At 50.5% G+C, this 18,215-nt stretch carries 13 protein-coding genes, 1 tRNA gene and 1 pseudogene; 12 read left to right on the top strand and 3 right to left on the bottom strand.

All coding sequences use genetic code 11. The annotated features are described in order from the left end of the window. Positions 1 to 4 precede the first annotated feature (4 nt). The 9 genes from ftsY to V4U88_RS09420 all read left to right on the top strand — a co-directional run bounded on the left by ftsY (position 5) and on the right by V4U88_RS09420 (position 6,113). The gene (ftsY, locus tag V4U88_RS09460) at positions 5 to 1,006 is read left to right on the top strand and encodes a signal recognition particle-docking protein FtsY (protein ID WP_334073014.1); all 1,002 of its coding nucleotides are present in this window, start codon (positions 5 to 7) and stop codon (positions 1,004 to 1,006) included. A gap of 74 nt (positions 1,007 to 1,080) precedes the next feature. After that, positions 1,081 to 1,728, top strand: coding sequence for a PAQR family membrane homeostasis protein TrhA (trhA, locus tag V4U88_RS09455; protein ID WP_334073013.1), 648 nt, complete (start codon positions 1,081 to 1,083; stop codon positions 1,726 to 1,728). Between the two features lie 186 nt (positions 1,729 to 1,914). Continuing rightward, on the top strand, positions 1,915 to 2,268 hold the full coding sequence (locus V4U88_RS09450) for a putative DNA-binding protein (RefSeq protein ID WP_334073012.1): 354 nt from the start codon (positions 1,915 to 1,917) through the stop codon (positions 2,266 to 2,268). A gap of 45 nt (positions 2,269 to 2,313) precedes the next feature. Further along, entirely contained in the window at positions 2,314 to 3,690 is a 1,377-nt protein-coding gene (gene ffh, locus V4U88_RS09445; protein WP_334073011.1) for a signal recognition particle protein, read from the top strand. Between the two features lie 63 nt (positions 3,691 to 3,753). Then, on the top strand, positions 3,754 to 4,026 hold the full coding sequence (rpsP, locus tag V4U88_RS09440; RefSeq protein ID WP_114495920.1) for a 30S ribosomal protein S16: 273 nt from the start codon (positions 3,754 to 3,756) through the stop codon (positions 4,024 to 4,026). Between the two features lie 22 nt (positions 4,027 to 4,048). Further along, complete coding sequence (locus V4U88_RS09435) at positions 4,049 to 4,279, top strand: KH domain-containing protein (protein ID WP_068780674.1); 231 nt, start codon at positions 4,049 to 4,051, stop codon at positions 4,277 to 4,279. 108 nt (positions 4,280 to 4,387) lie between these two features. Next, complete coding sequence (gene rimM / locus V4U88_RS09430) at positions 4,388 to 4,906, top strand: ribosome maturation factor RimM (protein ID WP_334073010.1); 519 nt, start codon at positions 4,388 to 4,390, stop codon at positions 4,904 to 4,906. Position 4,907: 1 nt separating this feature from the next. Next, positions 4,908 to 5,681 (top strand): tRNA (guanosine(37)-N1)-methyltransferase TrmD, encoded by a 774-nt coding sequence (trmD, locus tag V4U88_RS09425; protein ID WP_334073009.1) that lies wholly within the window; start codon positions 4,908 to 4,910, stop codon positions 5,679 to 5,681. A 300-nt stretch (positions 5,682 to 5,981) separates the two neighbouring features. After that, positions 5,982 to 6,113 carry a hypothetical protein gene (locus V4U88_RS09420; protein WP_334073008.1) on the top strand — a complete coding sequence of 44 codons (132 nt, stop codon included), beginning with the start codon at positions 5,982 to 5,984 and terminating at the stop codon, positions 6,111 to 6,113. A gap of 216 nt (positions 6,114 to 6,329) precedes the next feature. On the opposite strand, the gene V4U88_RS09415 is transcribed toward V4U88_RS09420, so the two are convergent. After that, positions 6,330 to 6,403 (bottom strand) — tRNA-Pro (locus V4U88_RS09415). 398 nt (positions 6,404 to 6,801) lie between these two features. Between V4U88_RS09415 and V4U88_RS09410 the strand changes: the two genes are divergently transcribed. Beyond that, complete coding sequence (locus V4U88_RS09410) at positions 6,802 to 7,347, top strand: GNAT family N-acetyltransferase (RefSeq protein WP_334073007.1); 546 nt, start codon at positions 6,802 to 6,804, stop codon at positions 7,345 to 7,347. Positions 7,348 to 7,485: 138 nt separating this feature from the next. Here V4U88_RS09410 and V4U88_RS09405 read toward each other — a convergent pair whose 3' ends face one another. Continuing rightward, a complete protein-coding gene (locus V4U88_RS09405; protein WP_334073372.1) occupies positions 7,486 to 7,797 on the bottom strand; it encodes an excalibur calcium-binding domain-containing protein in 312 nt (103 codons plus the stop codon). Between the two features lie 221 nt (positions 7,798 to 8,018). Here V4U88_RS09405 and V4U88_RS09400 point away from each other — a divergent pair. Then, positions 8,019 to 8,968, top strand: a pseudogene (locus tag V4U88_RS09400) (IS3 family transposase). Positions 8,969 to 9,086: 118 nt separating this feature from the next. Here V4U88_RS09400 and V4U88_RS09395 read toward each other — a convergent pair. Further along, complete coding sequence (locus tag V4U88_RS09395; RefSeq protein WP_334073006.1) at positions 9,087 to 9,857, bottom strand: hypothetical protein; 771 nt, start codon at positions 9,855 to 9,857, stop codon at positions 9,087 to 9,089. Positions 9,858 to 10,632: 775 nt separating this feature from the next. Between V4U88_RS09395 and V4U88_RS09390 the strand changes: the two genes are divergently transcribed. Then, on the top strand, positions 10,633 to 18,177 hold the full coding sequence (locus V4U88_RS09390; protein WP_334073005.1) for a pullulanase: 7,545 nt from the start codon (positions 10,633 to 10,635) through the stop codon (positions 18,175 to 18,177). Positions 18,178 to 18,215 lie beyond the last annotated feature (38 nt).

The following is an 18,215-nucleotide window of genomic DNA, read 5'->3' as shown; positions in this document are numbered from 1 at the left end:
ACCTATGAGTTTTTTTAAAAGACTGAAGGAGAGCATTGCTTCCAAAACCGAATCGGTGACGAAGCAGTTTAAGGAAGGACTGGAGAAAAGCCGCAAGGGGTTTGTCGAGAAGGTAACGGAGCTCATTACCCGGCGCAAAAAAATCGATGAAGAATTTTTTGAGGAGCTGGAAGAAATTCTAATTGGTGCCGATGTCGGCGTGAATACGGTGATGAAGCTGATCGACGAATTGCGCGCCGAAGTGAAGAAGCGCCGGATCGAGGATGCGGCCGAGTTGCAGCCGATTTTGTCGGAGAAGCTGGTGGAGCTGCTGCGCGGCGATGAAGACAACGACCTGCACCTGAACCCGAGCGGCATCACCGTCATTTTGTTCGTCGGCGTCAATGGGGTCGGCAAGACGACGACGATCGGCAAATTGGCGCATCACTTCAAGCAGCAGGGCAAAAAAGTGCTCATGGCCGCAGGGGACACGTTCCGGGCCGGAGCGATCGAGCAACTGGAAGTCTGGGGCAAACGCGTCGGCGTGGACGTGATCAAGCAGCAGGCGGGTTCCGATCCGGCGGCGGTGATGTTCGATGCGGTTCAGGCCGCCAAGCAGCGCGGCGCTGACATTCTCTTGTGCGATACGGCAGGGCGTCTGCAGAATAAATCGAATCTGATGGAAGAGCTGAATAAAATTTTCCGCGTGATTCAGCGGGAGATTCCCGGTGCGCCGCATGAGGTGCTGATGGTTCTCGACGCCACCACCGGCCAGAACGCGCTCAGCCAGGCGAAGCTGTTCGGCGAGAAGAGCGGGGTGACCGGGCTTGTGCTGACCAAGCTCGACGGGACAGCGAAAGGCGGTATCGTAATTGCGATCCGCCAGGAGCTCAGTCTTCCGGTCAAGCTCGTCGGCCTTGGCGAGAAAATGGAAGACCTGCAGAAATTCGATTCCGAGCAGTTCGTTCACGGCCTCTTCGCCGGTTTGATCCGGGATGAGGAAGAAGCCGAGGAAAAGGCGGAGTGACGGATTTGGGCGAACGCCCATATGCTGTTTTATAGTAATGTAGCTCAAAACAAGAATTTCACGGAGGTGAAAAGATGGCCAATACGCATACTTATCCCCGCCGGGAGGAAATCGCCAATGCCATTACCCATGGCGTCGGCGCACTGCTCAGCTTGGCCGGATTGGTGCTGCTGATCGTTTTTTCCAGCATAAAGGGAACGGCCTGGCACGTCGTCAGCTTCACGATCTATGGGGTGAGCATGCTTCTGCTCTATCTGTGCTCTACGCTGGTCCACAGCTTTAAGGAAGGGAAAGTCAAGGATCTGTTCGAGTTTCTTGATCACTCGTCCATCTATATTTACATTGCCGGCACGTACACCCCGTTTCTTCTGGTTGCGATCCGCGGACCGCTCGGATGGAGTCTGTTCGGGATCGTATGGGGGATTGCGCTGCTCGGCGTCGTGTTCAAAGCCTATTTCGTGAAGCGATTCCTGTTCATGTCCACGTTTTTTTACCTCATTATGGGCTGGTTGATCGTGGCTGCCTGGGGGCCGTTGACGGCGGCCGTCCCTGAGCCGGGCATCGTGCTGCTTGTAACGGGAGGCATTCTGTATACGCTGGGCACGGTATTTTATGTATGGAGAGCCTTTCCTTATCACCATGCGATTTGGCATTTGTTTGTCCTGGGGGGTAGCATCACGCACTTTTTTGCGATTTTGATGTACCTGCTTCCGCATCGATAGGCCTTGCATCGACCATTTGGGCAGTGAGCCACAGTCCGTGTTTTCGGGCTGTGGCTCTTTATTTTGGCGGCTATGGCGACACTATTGTTGTTAAGGAGTTTTACTTGACAATGCCTTCGCGATTGGGTATGATTAGGTTCGTTGATGCGCTGTAAAGTGTTTTTCCTTGACGGAGGGGGTGCCCAAATGAGTCAAGAGAATAGGCTTGAGAAGACCAATCGGATCAACTTGTTGTTTGATTTCTACGAAACGCTGCTGACCGAAAAGCAGCAGACGTTTCTCAGATATTATTTTCTCGATGATTTTTCTTTGGGCGAGATCGCCTCGGAATTTGCAATTAGCCGCCAGGCGGTGTATGAACATATTAAGCGGGCCGAAGAGATGTTGGAGGCTTACGAGGAAAAGCTGGGGCTGCTTCGGAAGGACGAAGAGCGCAGCGGGCTGCTGTCCCGTTTGGAGCAAGTGCTGGAGGACAGCGGGATGTCTCAGCTACATAAAGAGACGGCCAAACAGCTGCTCCGGCAAGCAGAACAGCTGTAAAACTAAGCGGTTGGACAAGGACTATGGAACGGAGGTGACCGGTGAATGGCTTTTGAAGGTTTGACGAATCGATTGCAGAGCGTGTTCAGCAAGCTTCGCGGCAAAGGCAAAGTTTCGGAGGATGATGTGAACGAAGCGATGCGCGAAGTTCGCCTCGCTTTGCTGGAAGCGGATGTCAACTTTAAAGTGGTCAAGGATTTTATCGCCAAAGTGAAAGAGAAGGCTGTCGGCAGCGAGGTGATGGACAGCTTCACGCCGGGCATGGTCATCATCGATATCGTGAACAAAGAGCTGACCGAACTGATGGGCGGCAGCCAAGCCAAACTGGCGAAGAACAACCGGCCGCCGACCGTCGTGATGATGGCGGGTCTGCAGGGGGCCGGGAAGACGACGACTTCGGCCAAGCTGGCCAAGCTGCTCTTGAAGGGCAACCATCGTCCGCTTTTGGTGGCGGGGGATATTTACCGTCCGGCGGCGATCAAGCAGCTGCAGGTGCTCGGCGAGCAGATCAAAGTCCCGGTATTTACGCTTCCGGAAGGCAACAGCCCGGTAGAGATCGCCAAACAGGCTTTGCAGCATGCGAAGGACAACGGCAACGACTACCTGCTAATCGATACGGCCGGACGGCTGCATGTCGACGAGGCGTTGATGGAGGAACTCCGTCAAATCCACGAGGTCACGAAGCCGGATGAAGTACTGCTCGTGGTCGACGCGATGACCGGTCAGGATGCGGTGAATGTGGCCGAGAGCTTCAATCAGCAGTTGGAATTGACCGGGGTCGTGCTCACCAAGCTGGACGGCGATACCCGCGGCGGTGCGGCGCTGTCGGTTAAAGCGGTGACGGGCTGTCCGATCAAATTTGCCGCTTTGGGCGAGAAGATCGATGCGCTGGAACCGTTCTATCCCGAGCGGATGGCTTCCCGGATTCTCGGGATGGGCGACATGCTCTCGCTGATCGAGAAAGCCCAGTCCAATATCGATGCCGAGAAGGCCAAGGAAATGGAACGTAAGATGCGCAATGCGGAATTTACGTTTGATGATTTCCTGGAACAGATGGATCAAGTGAAGAAGCTCGGTCCGATCGACCAGATCATGGATATGATTCCCGGCATGGGTAAGATGAAGCAGATGAAGGATATCAAGGTCGACGAGAAGCAAATGAGCCGGGTCGAAGCGATCGTGCATTCCATGACGAAGCAGGAGAAACAGAATCCGGACATGATCAACCACAGCCGCCGCAAGCGGATCGCCGCGGGAAGCGGAACGACGCTGGCCGATGTGAACCGTCTGATCAAGCAGTTTGACGAGATGCGCCGCATGATGAAGCAGTTTTCGGACATGATGGGCCCGAAAGGCAAAGGGTCAAAAATGATGAAGCAGCTCGGCAAGGCAGGCAAAGGTATGAGGTTTCCTTTCCGGTAAGAGTCCTGTACAATTACCGGATGAAATATATGCAAGTTTGATTTTTTAAAGGAGGTGAATTTCGTGGCAGTTCGTATTCGTTTGAAACGCATGGGCGCTCATAAAGCTCCTTTCTATCGTATCGTGGTGTCGAATTCCCGTTCCCCGCGTGACGGCCGTTTTATCGAGGAGATTGGTTTCTACAACCCGGTTGCTGAACCGGCTGTAGTGAACATCGACGAAGAGAAAGCATTGAAATGGCTGCAAGACGGTGCGCAAGCATCCGATACCGTTCGCAATCTGCTCAGCAAAGCAGGCGTAATGAAGAAATTTCATGAGCTTAAGCAGCAAAAATAATTGCTGATTTCGGAGGGTCCTTATGGAACAATTAGTCGGCGTTATTGCGAAGGCTCTTGTTGATCATCCGGACGATGTCCGTGTGGAGGTCGTGGAGAAGGAACATCTGATTGTTTATGAACTGTCCGTACATCCCGATGATGTAGGGAAAGTGATTGGCAAGCAGGGGAGAATCGCCAAGGCGCTCCGCACGGTTGTGGCATCGGCAGCCGTTAAGATGGATAAGCGGGTTACCGTGGACATCATGTCTTAAAAATATACGAAAGCGGGTTAGGATGTTTGTCCTAGCCCTTTTTCGTACATGCTGAAGCTTGAGGGAAACGGGAGAACCCCGATAAGAATAGATTTTTGGGAGGTAAAGATGTCGGACTCATTATTGCAGGTAGGAAAAATCGTGAATACGCACGGCATTCGCGGCGAATTGAAGGTGCTGCTCCATACCGACTTCCCGGAGGTGCGCTTTGCGCCTAAGTCGAAGCTGTTGATGATCGATCCCGAGAAGGGCGGCCAAATTCAGGTAACTGTGGCGGCGGCCAGACCGTACAAACAGATGTATATCGTGAAGTTGGAGGAATACGGAAATATCAATGACGTGGAAAAATATAAAGGCTATGATTTGAAGGTGCCGAAGGAAGAGAGCGTGGAGCTACCGGAAAACGAGTATTACTTCCACGAAATTATCGGGTGCCGGGTCGTGGACGAAGAGGGCCGCGAACTCGGCGTGATCGAGGAAATTTTGCGCCCGGGGGCTAATGATGTGTGGGTCGTGAAGCAGCCCTCGCGCAAGGAGCTCCTGCTTCCTGTTATCGATGAAGTGGTCCTGGATGTGGACGTCAAAGCGAAGCTCGTCAAGATTCATCTGATGGAAGGACTGCTCTGACATGCGCATGGACGTCTTGACCCTGTTTCCGGAAATGTTCGAAGGCGTGTTTCACAGCAGCATTCTGGGGAAAGCTCGGGAAAAAGGCATCGTCAAGCTCCACGCGGTGAATTTTCGCGAATATGCGGGAAACAAGCACGGCAGCGTGGATGACACGCCCTATGGCGGGGGCGGGGGGATGGTGCTGAAGCCGGAGCCCATTTTTCATGCGGTGGAAGATCTGCTGGAAAGGCGGAGGGAAGCCGGGGAGGAAGCCGGTCGCCCTCCGCGGATAGTTCTGATGTGCCCGCAAGGGGAGAGCTTTACGCAGCGGAAGGCGGAGGAATTGGCCGCCGAGGATCATTTGATTTTCATTTGCGGGCACTATGAAGGCTATGACGAACGGATCCGCGAGCATCTGGTAACCGACGAGCTGTCGATCGGCGACTATGTGCTCACCGGCGGGGAACTTCCGGCCATGGTCATCATCGACAGTGTCACTCGCCTGCTCCCCGGCGTACTGGGCAATGAAATGAGCGCCGTAACGGATTCGTTCAGCACGGGTATGCTGGAGTATCCCCATTATACGCGTCCTGTGGAATTCCGCGGCTGGAAGGTGCCCGATATTTTACTAAGCGGACATCACGCCAACGTCGCGGATTGGCGACGCAAGGAAGCGCTGCGCCGAACCTGGCAGCGCCGGCCCGACCTCTTGGAGAATCTGCATTTATCGGCCAAGGATCGGCAGTGGTTGAAGGAATTTGAGGAAGAATCCGGGCGGACCCGGAATGAATAAAAGATCCATAAAGGAAGAACCGCCGATGAGGCTGCGGTTCTTTTTTGATATAGGGAATAGGACGTCGCTTCGTACTCATAGGATGAACTTGGTAACCTGATGTTGAAGGTGAGGTGCGAACGTGATGAGTATATAGAAATTGTCACCTTTTGCAGGCTTGCGGCATATACTGAAAACCTAGTGTGGGGAAGCGGAGTGCTCGTGGTGTTACATTTATGACCAAACGGGGTAAATAAGATTGCAGGACCTTCATTAGATGAGGGTTGCAAGGGTTGCAACGACGTAGGAGGCAAGCGAAATATGGAACAGCAGATAAACCAGACGGAATCTGTACAGCAGCAACCGTTTTCCGATCAGGAAACGACCCGACAGGAAGACGATGTATTTTTGACGGTGGATGATATTTTAAAATTTTACGGTGAACAAACCTGAGTTTTACTTCAAGGAGGTCGTCATTATGCTTGAATTTTTGATCGATCCGCTCGAGACGGAACAGGAATTGTTAAGCGAAGTACTGCCCTACGAATGAAAAAGCGAAAAGATCATCGCTCAGCGGTGTTGGAGACATCTTTTTATAGGATAGACAGAAACAAAACCACCTTGCTCCGGTAGAAACCGGAATAAGGTGGTTTTGTTTGGTTTAAATGATCGGAGTAGCGGGATTCGAACCCACGGCCTCACCCACCCCAAGGGTGCGCGCTACCTGACTGCGCCATACCCCGATAAAGTTACGCGTTAGAACTCCGCATGGTTACACGGTTTCGCGAACATTGTACGATAACCCAGGCGAAGGATTTTCGCTCAAAATATCGTTTACATTACGATTATACAGCATAGGCGCGGACCCTTGCAAGATTTAAGGGCGCACCCCTGAGGATAATTTTTCCTTATAAGCGGAGCTTTTCCGGTCTCATATACCGCAACCCCTTGCGATCATCTCTTCGAGGTATGTCCGCGGCACCACGTAAACAAAGTAGCAATCCTCCCGCCAAACTCGATAATTCCCACTGGACGAACGCGGCCCCACTCATCCGCCACACCCGCAAAGTAAACTTCCCTTTTACTGCTTATAAAATTATATTATTATTGGAAATATTAAAGGAAATAAGGGAGGAATATTTTGGAGAAATTGAGAGAGTTTGAGATTGTCGAAATGACGTGTAATAACAAAAATTATTATGAATGCAAGGATTATCCCTTCACTGTCATAGGCAGGCTTATACCTAAATTAGAAAATCGAAATTGGAGCTATCAAGAAGAACTTTATGAACAATCATATGAGTCAACATACCCTGAACACGAAGAGCTTGATGATTATATAAATAGCGATGACAGCATCGCGTTCTTATACTATTCCGAAGGAAAATGCTTGGGACACATCAGATTAAGCATAGGTTACGAAAATAGATTTGCTTCTATTGATAGACTTATTGTATTCGAAGGTAGCAGAGGAAAAGGAATTGGAACTGCCTTACTAAACAAGGCAAAGGAATGGGCATTACACAATGAGATGAAAGGATTTACGCTTGAAACGCAGGATGTTAATTTACTAGCTTGCCGATTTTATTTGAAGAACGGATTTGAAATTGGCGCTGTAGATACTATGATGTATTCAAACTCAAAATACAAAGATGAAAATACAATATTCTTCTATTTAAAATTCTAATATGTTCAAAAACTAACTAGAGTGTTTAAACAGGTAAAGAACGACCAGGCCAAGGCGCCCGCCAACGCAATAAAAAGAACTCTCCATACAGGGAGAGTTCTTACATCTAACTGCGTCATAATCCTCCCCCTGGTTGCTTCATTCACACGCTACTCCATCGTCGTCGCGGTCCAATTTTTTACGGTATCCCGGATCACCTTTGTACAGGGGCGCTGCACCGGCCTCTCTGGCTACGGAACAGTTTTTGTAATAAACCTCATCGCTCGATTTTTTCGTTGTAGTTGTTGTTTTTTTCTTGGTTGTTGTTTTCTTCGGTTTGGATGTCGTCGTCTTCTTTTTTGTCGTCGTTTTTTTAGTCGTTGTGGCCTTATTCGTAGTTGCTTTCGTTGCCGCCGCTAAGCTGTCGACTTTGATGTCTTTTCCGGCCGCTGTTGAGGCCCCCCCGGACATCGTCAGCACAAGCGTACAGGACAGTATGAAAGTTAGAATTTTCTTGGTCACTTTAACCTCATTTCCTTTCTTGGGTAATTTATTCTCGTTAAATTCGTCATATAGTTCTTTTTTTCTCCCTAAATAAAGAGAAAAAGACCACCTTGGCCGTGATATGCTCCCATCATAGTAGACAGTAGAAAAAACAAAACTCTACTTCTACCATGATGGGAGTTTTTGTAATGTCCAAAAGAAGCCCGATTTCATATGAAATTAAGATTCAGGTTGTAAGGCGTTGCCTGCAACATGAATCCAATCCTAACCACGAGGCAAAACAACTGGGGGTCCATAAAAACACGGTTACCGATTGGATAAGAAAATACAAAGAAGATGGAGAAGAAGGATTAAGAGAATCCAGGGGATGGAAATCTTACTCCAAGGAGCTAAAACTATCCGCCATTCAAGATGTACTCTCTGGTGAACACTCTGTACGAGCGGCGGCGGAGAAGTACCATATTTCGAGTAAATCTGTGTTAGATAACTGGATTTCCAAGTATACTGAAGGGGTGAAAATAAATCCAACTTGGAAAAGGATTGAATCTCCTCATATGAATAAAGGACGGAAAACCACTTACGAAGAACGTATTGAAATTGTACAATTTACCCTCGCTCATGATTTGAATTACCAGAAAGCCATCGACAAGAGCGGATGCCCCCAACCAAAAGTGGTGTACCGATGTAACAGAGTTAAAGTACGGAACTGACCGCAAGGCCTATCTGAGTGCCATTATTGACGGCTATGACAACTCTGTGGTGTCATGGGTGCTCAGCCATTCCAATAACAATGAGCTTGTCATGAATACGGTAAAGAAAGCTTATAAAAGAAACCCTAAGGCTACGCCGCTCTTGCACAGTGATCGTGGTTTTCAGTATACTTCGCTGGAATACAAACAACTTCAAAAGAGATACAAGTTTACAAAAAGTATGTCTCGTGTAAGCCGGTGTTTGGACAACCAACCCATTGAACGATTCTGGGGTACCTATAAAGCAGAAAGCTTTTATCTGGAGAAGTACGATACGTATGACAGTCTCCTTCGAAGTGTAAGAACTTATATCCATGTATTACAATAATTTTCGATACACCGAACGACTAAACGGCTTATCCCCTAACGAATATCGACGAGCAGCATAACTAAGAAAAATAATCCCCTCAGCTTTGATAACCGAGGGGATTGAACACTTATGATTTTGTTTTTTGGTCTGTCTACTTGACAGGGCGCACTTCACGCGGCCGTAGTGGTCGTTCTCGTTTATTTGTTGTATGTTGCAGATGTTGCCGTGTACTCGTTCACTTCAAACGTAAGAATGTTATTAAAGATAACGTAATCCGTCCGCTTGCTAAACGGTCCTTTGTTGTTATCGTGCTTGTTTATTGCGTATTTGGAAGAGCCGCTGCCGGCATCTTTTGCATCATACCAATTGATGAACGCGTTAATTTCATCCATCGAGAGGTCGTACTCTTTTTCAAGGCCGGTCGTCATTGTTACTGTCAGGATTGCTCGGTCCCCGGTTGGATCAGGTGTGGGTGTTGGGTCTGGTGTGGGTGTTGGCTCAGGATTTAAAGTGTTGATCATATCAAACTCATAAATTTTAATGTTTTCATTGTTATCCGAAGCAATTGTTACGTACTGATAAACATTTGTATTCAATGATTTTTCAGTACCATCAGGTATGTCAGTATAACTGTAATCTACACGGGTCCCCCCACTGGAAGACTTATTTGCCGCATATATATTTATTCTTATCTTATTAGAACTTGCTTTTATTCTGTATTTATTTGTAATTACTTCTTTGCCAAGATTAATTGTAATGGTTTTGCCTTTCGGAAGTGTATAAAACGTCGATTCGTCATTATCAGTGATTAACGAGGTAACATCGAGAGTCTCTCCTCCAAACTTGGTGGATACTGTTGCTGGTTTTCCATTTGCATAACCGCCGGCATAGGCGCTAACAGATACCACCGGAATAAAAATGGACATAAATAGAGTAAAGCATAACAATAATCCAAACTTCTTTTTCATACATAATCTCCTTTGAATTTTTTTTGGCGTTTCTAATATAAACCATTTACGTCATCCAGGTCCAAACAATTTTGTCTATATTTATAAAATAATGTCGAATGCAAAAAGGATTTTTTTGTTGCACAAGAACACTTGTTTGGCAATACAGTATTTGTAGAAGTGATTCGGATATGTCAACGAATAAACTTACGCCGGGATTGAATATGCTATGGGAGTCATCGCGCATGATCCTGCCGGAGCATAATGAGGCGATGCTACGCGCACGCCACGAAGAGAAGCGTAAATGTCACCCGGAAATCGACAAACAGTCTTAGGTGAAAATCCTCTCATCGGGATTATCAGTAACGTCCCTGAACAAAAACTGAGGTGGAGATACACTATGTTGTGGGTATAAAGCCTTATGATATTAATAAATCTCTCAAACACTGGACTCCGCAACATCCCTGAGCGAGTCTTTTTTTCGTAATTTCTCACCCCAACTCTGCCACCCCTTCGTAATTTACGGTTGACGGACGAGATAAGGATGAATACAATGATAAATGCAAACGTTTCCAATGAAGCGTTTACATTTGTTTCGTTTAAGCTTCTCTGGAGCTGAAATTGGTGAATTTGTCCGGCTTTGTCCATAAAAGGACCCAGGGAGAGTTAAACTTGTTTGCGCAAGCGTTTGCGCCGTTTTTGTCGATTTCACGAATCAAAAAGGAGGCTATGTACAGTGAGGTTGAGGTTGAATGCACCAGACAGGCGGATTTGGGTTATTATCCTAGCGTTTTCAATGGTTGTCTCGATGATTTGGATCCCTCCAGCCGTGAAGGCGAACACGGACCACGCCAAGGTTGTGGTGACAGGCGATTTGCAAACGCACCTCGGGTCGGACACGAATTGGGATCCCGCCGCGGCGGCTACCGAAATGACGTATCTGGGAGACGGTGAGTACAGGTTTACCGGAACATTGCCGGCCGGGACGTTCGAGTATAAGGTGGCTATTGACGGCGATGGGAAGGAAAGCTACGGGATCGATCATTACAGCCATCCGGACGGAATGGGTTCCGAAGGGAATATCCAGCTTCGTTTGCCCCGGGAAACCGAGGTTACTTTTTACTATAATCACCACACACACCGGATTGCGGATTCCACTTTTTACAAACCGCTTCCGGCGGATCGGTTGCCGCGAGTGATCGGCAGCTTCCAGCATGGGACTGGAGAATCCGAAAATGGGTCTTCGGCGAACGCAGACCTGATCCTGAAGGACGCGGACTATGACCATGTGTATTCCGTAACGGCCGATGTGTACGCAGGCCTTCATGAGTTCCAGATCAGCTTGGGGAATGAACCTGAAAGCGAAATATACCCGACTGCGAAGGAACCGCTTCATTTGACGGAGAATCGCCAAGTAATCTTCTTGTATGACGTGATCGACCATACGGTCTCCGTTGATTACGCAGCTCCGGTTTCCGAAAAATCGGGCCAGATGAACCCGGTGCCCGCCAATCATTTACGGGTTCATTATAAACGGACGGACGGTAATTACCGAAATTTGGGACTGTGGCTGTTCGAGGACGTGGCGGCTCCGTCCGCGAATTGGCCGGCCGGGGCAACAGTTTTCCCCGACGGGCAAATGGATACTTACGGAGCCTATGTCGATATCCCGTTGGCGGCATCCTCTAAAAAAGTCGGGATGGTTATCGTCAATACGGCAACCGGTGACAAGGACGGCGGTGATAAAACCGTTGAACTGGTAACGCCGCAGATGAATGAGGTTTGGCTGAAGGAAGGGACGGATACGGCTTACAGCTTTGAGCCTGCCGAGCTTCCGGCCAATACGGTGAGGATTCATTACGTCAGACAGGATCAGCAATATGACGCTTTTGGAGTTTGGCTATGGGGCGATGCCGAAAGTCCGTCCAGCGGCTGGCCGACCGGCGCAACAATGTTCACGGGCGAGCGGCGCGACAGCTATGGCGCTTATGTGGACGTCAAGCTGAAGAGCGATGCGCAAAGAATCGGTTTTCTGGTCCTTGACCCTTCCAAAGGGGATGCGGGAAAGGACGCGGGCGATAAAAGCTTTACCATGATGGACCGTTTCCGCCACTTGTTCATAAAGGAAGGAAACAATACGGTCTACGTTTCTCCTTATGGGGAGATTCCGACCGGACTCGTCTCGGCGGAAGTTGCGGGAGCCGGAAAGCTGCGCCTGAGTCTTACCTCGACCGATGGCCTGGAGCCCGAGACTTTGAAGCGGGAACTGCGGATCATGGGCAAGGACGGTCAGGCCATTACGGTCCAACGGGTGCATATGACTGGGGAAACAAGCGTAGAGGTGGAAGCTCAATTTACTTTGGACGAAATCCCCCTCCAGGTAACTTACGCGGGCAAAACGGTTTTGGCCGCTAGCGGTTGGAGAATGCTGGATGAGCTGTACGAGTATGACGGCGATGATCTCGGTGCGACTTACCGGGCGGGTGGAGCGGAGCTAAAACTATGGGCACCTCTCGCCGAAAAGGTATCCGTTCAAGTTTATCATAAAGATGATGCGGCCCGTCCCGCCGGGGCGCCCATCGAACTGGCCAAAGGCGACAAAGGTGTATGGTCGCTGGCGTTAAAACCAGGGGACCTGGGGATTCCGGACTTCAAGGGATACTTTTATCAGTACGAAGTGACCCATAACGGGACCGCCAAGAAGGTGCTGGATCCGTATGCCAAATCGATGGCGGAATTCAGAGTTAACACCAGGGGGGAGGCCGGGCCGGATGGGGATCCGGTCGGCAAAGCGGCGATCGTGGACCTGAGTCAAACGGATCCGCCGGGCTATGATTTCGCGGATATTCCGGGTTATGAGCAGAGGGAAGATGCCGTGATCTGGGAAATTCATGTTCGCGACTTTACCTCGGATCCCGCCATAGCCGCGGATCTGCATCAGTCCACCTGGGGAACTTATGACGCTTTTACCAAGAAGCTGGAATATATCAAATCCCTGGGTGTGACGCATATTCAACTTCTTCCGGTCATGGCCTGGTACAACGGAGATGAAGCGAACATGAAAAATCCCGAGGCCGCTTACTCCACCCAAGATAACCAGTACAACTGGGGATACGATCCGCACAGCTATTTTTCCCCGGACGGCGCTTACTCGGAAGATCCGGCAGACCCTCATTTGCGCATCAAAGAGTTGAAGGCGATGATCCATGCGATTCATGAGGCCGGCATGGGCGTCATTTTGGATGTTGCGTATACACATATGGCGAAGGCGGATTTTCTCAATGACATCGTGCCCAATTATTACGCATTCCAGGATCAGAACGGCAATTTTCTTGGAGGCTTCGGCAACAACCTGGCGACCAACCGTAAAATGGCCGAAAAATTAATGATCGACTCCGTCAAGTATTGGTTCACCGAGTACAAAATTGACGGGATGCGCTTCGATATGATGGGGGACGCCACCTATGAGGCGATTCAAAACGCCTACAACGCGGCTTCCGGCATTCATCCGAAAGCCCTGTTTATCGGCGAAGGCTGGAAGACGTTCAGCGGCGCGGTTTCCGATCCGTCCTTGGCCGGCAAAGGAGCGGATCAGGATTGGATGGACCAAACGGACGATGTCGGCGTTTTCTCCGACGAGTTCCGCAATGAATTGAAATCGGGATACGGTAACGAGGGAGAGCCCAGGTTTATCACCGGGGGAGCACGCGACATTCAGACGATATTCAAAAATATAAAAGCCCAGCCCGGCAACACCCCGGCCGATGATCCCGGGGACATGGTCCAATATATCGAAGCGCACGATAATTTGACCTTGCATGATATCATCGCTCAGGCGACCAAGAAGGATCCGGCCGTTCCCGCCAATGAAGCGGAAATATTGAAACGGTTACGGCTCGGCAATTTGCTTACTCTGGTGTCTCAAGGCACCGCCTTCCTCCATGCCGGGCAGGAGTATGGACGGACGAAGCAGTGGCTTGGGGAAGGGGTTCCGGAGCAGAAATATCATGAACTTAGGGATGAAAACGGGAAATCATTCGGTTATTTCATCCATGATTCTTATGATTCTTCCGACGCTGTCAACAAGTTCGATTGGACCAAAGCCACGGATGCGGACACGTTTCCGGAGCAAGTGAAGACCAAAGAGTACACGGCAGGGTTGATCGAACTCAGAAAATCTACGGATGCTTTCCGGCTCGGCGGCCAGACGTTGGTCAATACGAACGTGACATTGTTGCAAATTCCTGAAATAAGCACACAGGATCTCGTTATTGCGTTTAAAAATAAAGCGACGGACGGCACCGGCAATTATTACGTATTTGTTAATGCTGACAATAAGGCCAGAAAGCTATCGCTTTCTGAAGATCTGACCTCAGGCGCCGTATTGGTTGACAATGACGAGGCCGGCAAAGATCCTGTAACGGTAAAGTCCGGATTTACGCTTACCGGGGGCTCGATCACACTGGAACCTTTAACGGCCGTAATCATACGGACCGATGCGGCCGCAGCCGTGATCAAAGACTTGTCGGTCGACAAGGACAGCTATGCTTTGCCCATCGGAAAAACGCACCAAACAGCGGTTTATGCCAACTATGAAGATGGCGGGAAACGGACGGTAACCAAGCAAGCGGTTTACGCCTCCAGCGATCCGAAAGTCGCTTCGGTGACAAGTTCCGGTCTGGTTCAAGGGAACGCGGAAGGCGTTGCTGTCATTTCCGTAACGTACGGCGGGTTCCGAAAAGAGATCACCGTTACGGTTACAGCCGACTCTGTAGACGCCAAGCGGTACGTGCAGTTGAACTACATCCGTCCGGACCGCGATTATACGAATTGGAACTTGTGGGTCTGGAATACTGGAGTGAAGAATGACGAAATCCGTTTTGACAGAATCGAAAACGGTATAGCGACGGCTCTGATCGAGGTGTCGCCCGACGCCACAAACGTAGGGTTTGTCCTGCGGAAGGGAACGGATTGGAGCACGGCCAAACAGGATATCCCGGACGACCGAATCATCCCGCTACTTCCGGGAGAAGGTTTTACGAAGATCAATGTAACAAGTATGGTGCATGAGTTGGATATTTTGCCGAGTATTCTGGGACCCGTTCTTGAGGACGGCAACATTACGTTCCTATATCGGGACGATAAGCTGTTCCGTGAAGGCCGCCTCGATACGATTTCCGAAGTGAAAGTCGTGATCAACGGAAAAGCGGAGACGATGAGATATATCCCGGAAAAAGAGTGGTTCAGCTACACCCTGAAGGGTGCGGCCCCGGGAACGTACGAGTATACGTTTTTGGTCACCCGAGACGGCGTAACCCGCGAGCTGACCGATCCGAAAAATACGGTGAACGGGAAATCCGTCCTTATCTTCTCGGTACCGAAGGTAACCGTTAAAGCGGAGGTGAATCCGGGGGCTTTTGTGACAGATGAAAACGCGGTGCTGCGCATCGAGGCGATTACGTCCGAATCCGTGACTTTTAAGGATGCGTATATCGACCTTTCGGAGCTGGGCGGACCGGTCAAGGCGAAGCTTGATCCGCAGCTTCTTAAGCAAAGCATCGCCGTAAAGGATACGGTGACGCCGGGGAACAAGAGCATACCGGTCACGCTGGTGGACCAGTACGGCAACCGACACACGGGTACGGCGAAAGTGACCGTTAAAACGCGAGCGCAGGCTGGGGAATCCGACGATTTTGACTGGGACGAAGCGCGGATTTATTTTATTTTGACAGACCGGTTTATGGATGGTGACCCCGCGAACAATGCGGATGTGGACAAAAATCACCTGGAAGCCTATCACGGCGGAGATTTCAGGGGCTTGATCGACAAGTTGGATTATATCGATAAACTGGGGATCAATACGCTCTGGATTACGCCGATAGTCGATAATATCGATTATAATGTCGGGGCGGGATTTAACGGTAAACAGTATGGCTACCATGGCTATTGGGCCAAAGATTTTACCCGGATCGACGAACACTTAGGGGACATGGAAACTTTTAAAGAACTGATCGATAAAGCGCATGACCGCGGCATAAAAATCATGGTCGATGTGGTCTTGAATCATACCGGATATGGTTTAAAACCGGGAGATGACGCCCCGGGCATTACCCGGCAGGATAAGGAAAGGTTTGCCGGCAAGCTTCGGACGGACGGCGTCTCGGCAGATACGGACCCGGTAAAAGGCGAGCTTGCCGGTTTGCCGGATTTGTTAACCGAAGATCCGTTGGTCCGGCAGCAAGTGATCGAGTGGCAGGCTGGCTGGCTTGAGCGGGCGAGAACGGACCGTGGGGATACGATCGACTACTTCCGGGTGGACACAGTCAAGCATGTCGATGATACGACCTGGAAGTCTTTCAAAAATGCGCTGACGGCGATCGATACGGATTTTAAGCTGATCGGCGAATATTTTGGAGCTACCGTCCAAAGCGACGGGGGGCAACTGCAGAGCGGTACAATGGACAGTTTGCTCGATTTTGGCTTCAAGCAGGAAGCGCGAAAACTGGCGAACGGCGATGTTGAATCGGTCGAGGCCTATCTCGCCGAACGCGAAGCCAAGCTGGACAATACGAGGATGATGGGGCAATTCCTCAGCAGTCATGACGAGGACGGTTTTTTGACCCATTATGTCAACGGGGATAAAGGCAAAATGATGGCTGCCGCCGCGATGCAAATCACGTCCAAGGGCCAACCGGTCATTTATTATGGTGAGGAACTCGGACGTTCCGGCAAAAACGCAGGGGACATCAGTAAAGGGGAATTCGGTGAAAACCGGAGCGATATGCCGTGGGACCGGCTTGAAGCGGAGAAAAAACTGCTCACGCATTATCAAAAGCTATTGAACATCCGGGCCGATCACTCGAAAGTGTTCTCCAAAGGGGTGCGTACCCCGATTGCGGCGTCCAATAAGGAAGGCTACCTGGCGTTTGCCAAGCAATACGGCGGGGAGCAGCTTGTGACGGCAATTCATGTGAAGAATGAAGCCAAACAGGTTACCTTGCCGGTTCCGTTTACGGCGGGCAGCAAGGTGAAGGATCTGTACGGAGGAACCGAATACCGGGTAAGTTCGGAGCGGAAAGTCACGGTGACGCTCCAGGCTATGACGGAGGGCGGAACGGTTATTTTAGCTCCGGTTCCGGCGGGTGGCGGTGACTCCGGCTCCGGCGGCAGCTCGAGCTCCGGCAACACGGGAGCGGGTGTTCCTACCGCATCGATGGCCGATAACTGGCCAGCCGCGGCCAACCGAAAAATAGTCTCAGGGCAAGCGCTACAAGCCGGTACTTCAAATGTGACGATTTTCCTCGAGGCCGGTGACCAGGAAGTACTTCTTCCGCGGAATGCAGGGGAAATCCTTGTTTCAAGATCGCTTGAGCTGAAGAGAGCCGGTGTCGTATTGACGATCCCGTCCAAAGTGCTTCAGGCCGTGGAGAAACACATCTTGGAGGCTCCATCCCGGGATGCGTTCATCTCGATCAAGCTGCGGGAGTTGGCCAAATCCGAGTTGGACCCGCTGTGGGCGAAAGTGGCGGATTCCGACATAGTACGGCGCGGCAGCGGAATGATTGACCTGGGCATCGCCGTGATTACGAAAGACGGAACAAAGAGCGGGCCGGAACAGTTCCCGCTACCCGTCACGATTTCGCTGGATCCGGATGGTCATATCGACAGCAAGCTGGCCGGCATATACCGCGTGACCGATGACGGCTCGCTGATTTATATTCCCGGCCAGCGGGCGGACGGGAAACTCGTGGCGGATATTGCGCATGCTGGACATTACGCCGTATTGGAACTCAACAAGGCATTCGCCGATCTTACCGGTCACTGGGCGGAGTCCGCCGTCAAACAGCTTGCGGCCCGGCATATCGTAAACGGGACGGGCGGATCGGAGTTCAATCCGGGTCGGCAATTAACGCGGGCGGAATTTGCGGCCATGCTCGTTCGGGGACTGAATTTGAACGCTCAGGAAGGCGGCATATTTAATGATACGGAAAGCTCGGCCTGGTATGCATCGGCCGTCGGCACGGCCCAACTTCACGGTCTAATCAATGGGAAGGACAAGGGCGTCTTTGCGCCGAACGATCCGATTACGCGTGAAGAAATGGCTGTTATGCTGGTGCGTGCTTACCGAATGACTAAAGAAGCGATCGCCGCATCCGAATCGATGACATACACGGACGGAGTGCAAGTTTCCGTCTGGGCGGCCAAAGCGGTCCGGGAAGCCGGGGGACTTGGTCTTATGAAAGGGCAGGGGAACGGCAAGTTCTCCCCGAAGGCTTACGCGACCCGAGCCGAGAGTGCGCAGGCGATGCTGAATTTGCTGACCAAGCTGGAGATGAAGTAGAATAAGAATATCCGGAGTATGCATTTCGACATGAGGAA

The organism is Paenibacillus sp. A14, from assembly GCF_036864815.1.
In the GTDB taxonomy this organism is placed as follows: domain Bacteria; phylum Bacillota; class Bacilli; order Paenibacillales; family Paenibacillaceae; genus Fontibacillus; species Fontibacillus sanfengchensis.
Note: the sequence above shows the minus strand (reverse complement) of the source record. Positions and strands in the feature narration are given on the sequence as shown.

What these genes read in the sequence shown, in the direction of transcription:
- ftsY (WP_334073014.1), top strand. Translation starts at nt 5, where the DNA reads ATGAGTTTTTTTAAAAGACTGAAGGAGAGCATTGCTTCCAAAACCGAA.
- trhA (WP_334073013.1), top strand. Translation starts at nt 1,081, where the DNA reads ATGGCCAATACGCATACTTATCCCCGCCGGGAGGAAATCGCCAATGCC.
- V4U88_RS09450 (WP_334073012.1), top strand. Translation starts at nt 1,915, where the DNA reads ATGAGTCAAGAGAATAGGCTTGAGAAGACCAATCGGATCAACTTGTTG.
- ffh (WP_334073011.1), top strand. Translation starts at nt 2,314, where the DNA reads ATGGCTTTTGAAGGTTTGACGAATCGATTGCAGAGCGTGTTCAGCAAG.
- V4U88_RS09435 (WP_068780674.1), top strand. Translation starts at nt 4,049, where the DNA reads ATGGAACAATTAGTCGGCGTTATTGCGAAGGCTCTTGTTGATCATCCG.
- rimM (WP_334073010.1), top strand. Translation starts at nt 4,388, where the DNA reads ATGTCGGACTCATTATTGCAGGTAGGAAAAATCGTGAATACGCACGGC.
- trmD (WP_334073009.1), top strand. Translation starts at nt 4,908, where the DNA reads ATGCGCATGGACGTCTTGACCCTGTTTCCGGAAATGTTCGAAGGCGTG.
- V4U88_RS09420 (WP_334073008.1), top strand. Translation starts at nt 5,982, where the DNA reads ATGGAACAGCAGATAAACCAGACGGAATCTGTACAGCAGCAACCGTTT.
- V4U88_RS09405 (WP_334073372.1), bottom strand. Translation starts at nt 7,797, where the DNA reads ATGTCCGGGGGGGCCTCAACAGCGGCCGGAAAAGACATCAAAGTCGAC.
- V4U88_RS09395 (WP_334073006.1), bottom strand. Translation starts at nt 9,857, where the DNA reads ATGAAAAAGAAGTTTGGATTATTGTTATGCTTTACTCTATTTATGTCC.
- V4U88_RS09390 (WP_334073005.1), top strand. Translation starts at nt 10,633, where the DNA reads ATGGTTGTCTCGATGATTTGGATCCCTCCAGCCGTGAAGGCGAACACG.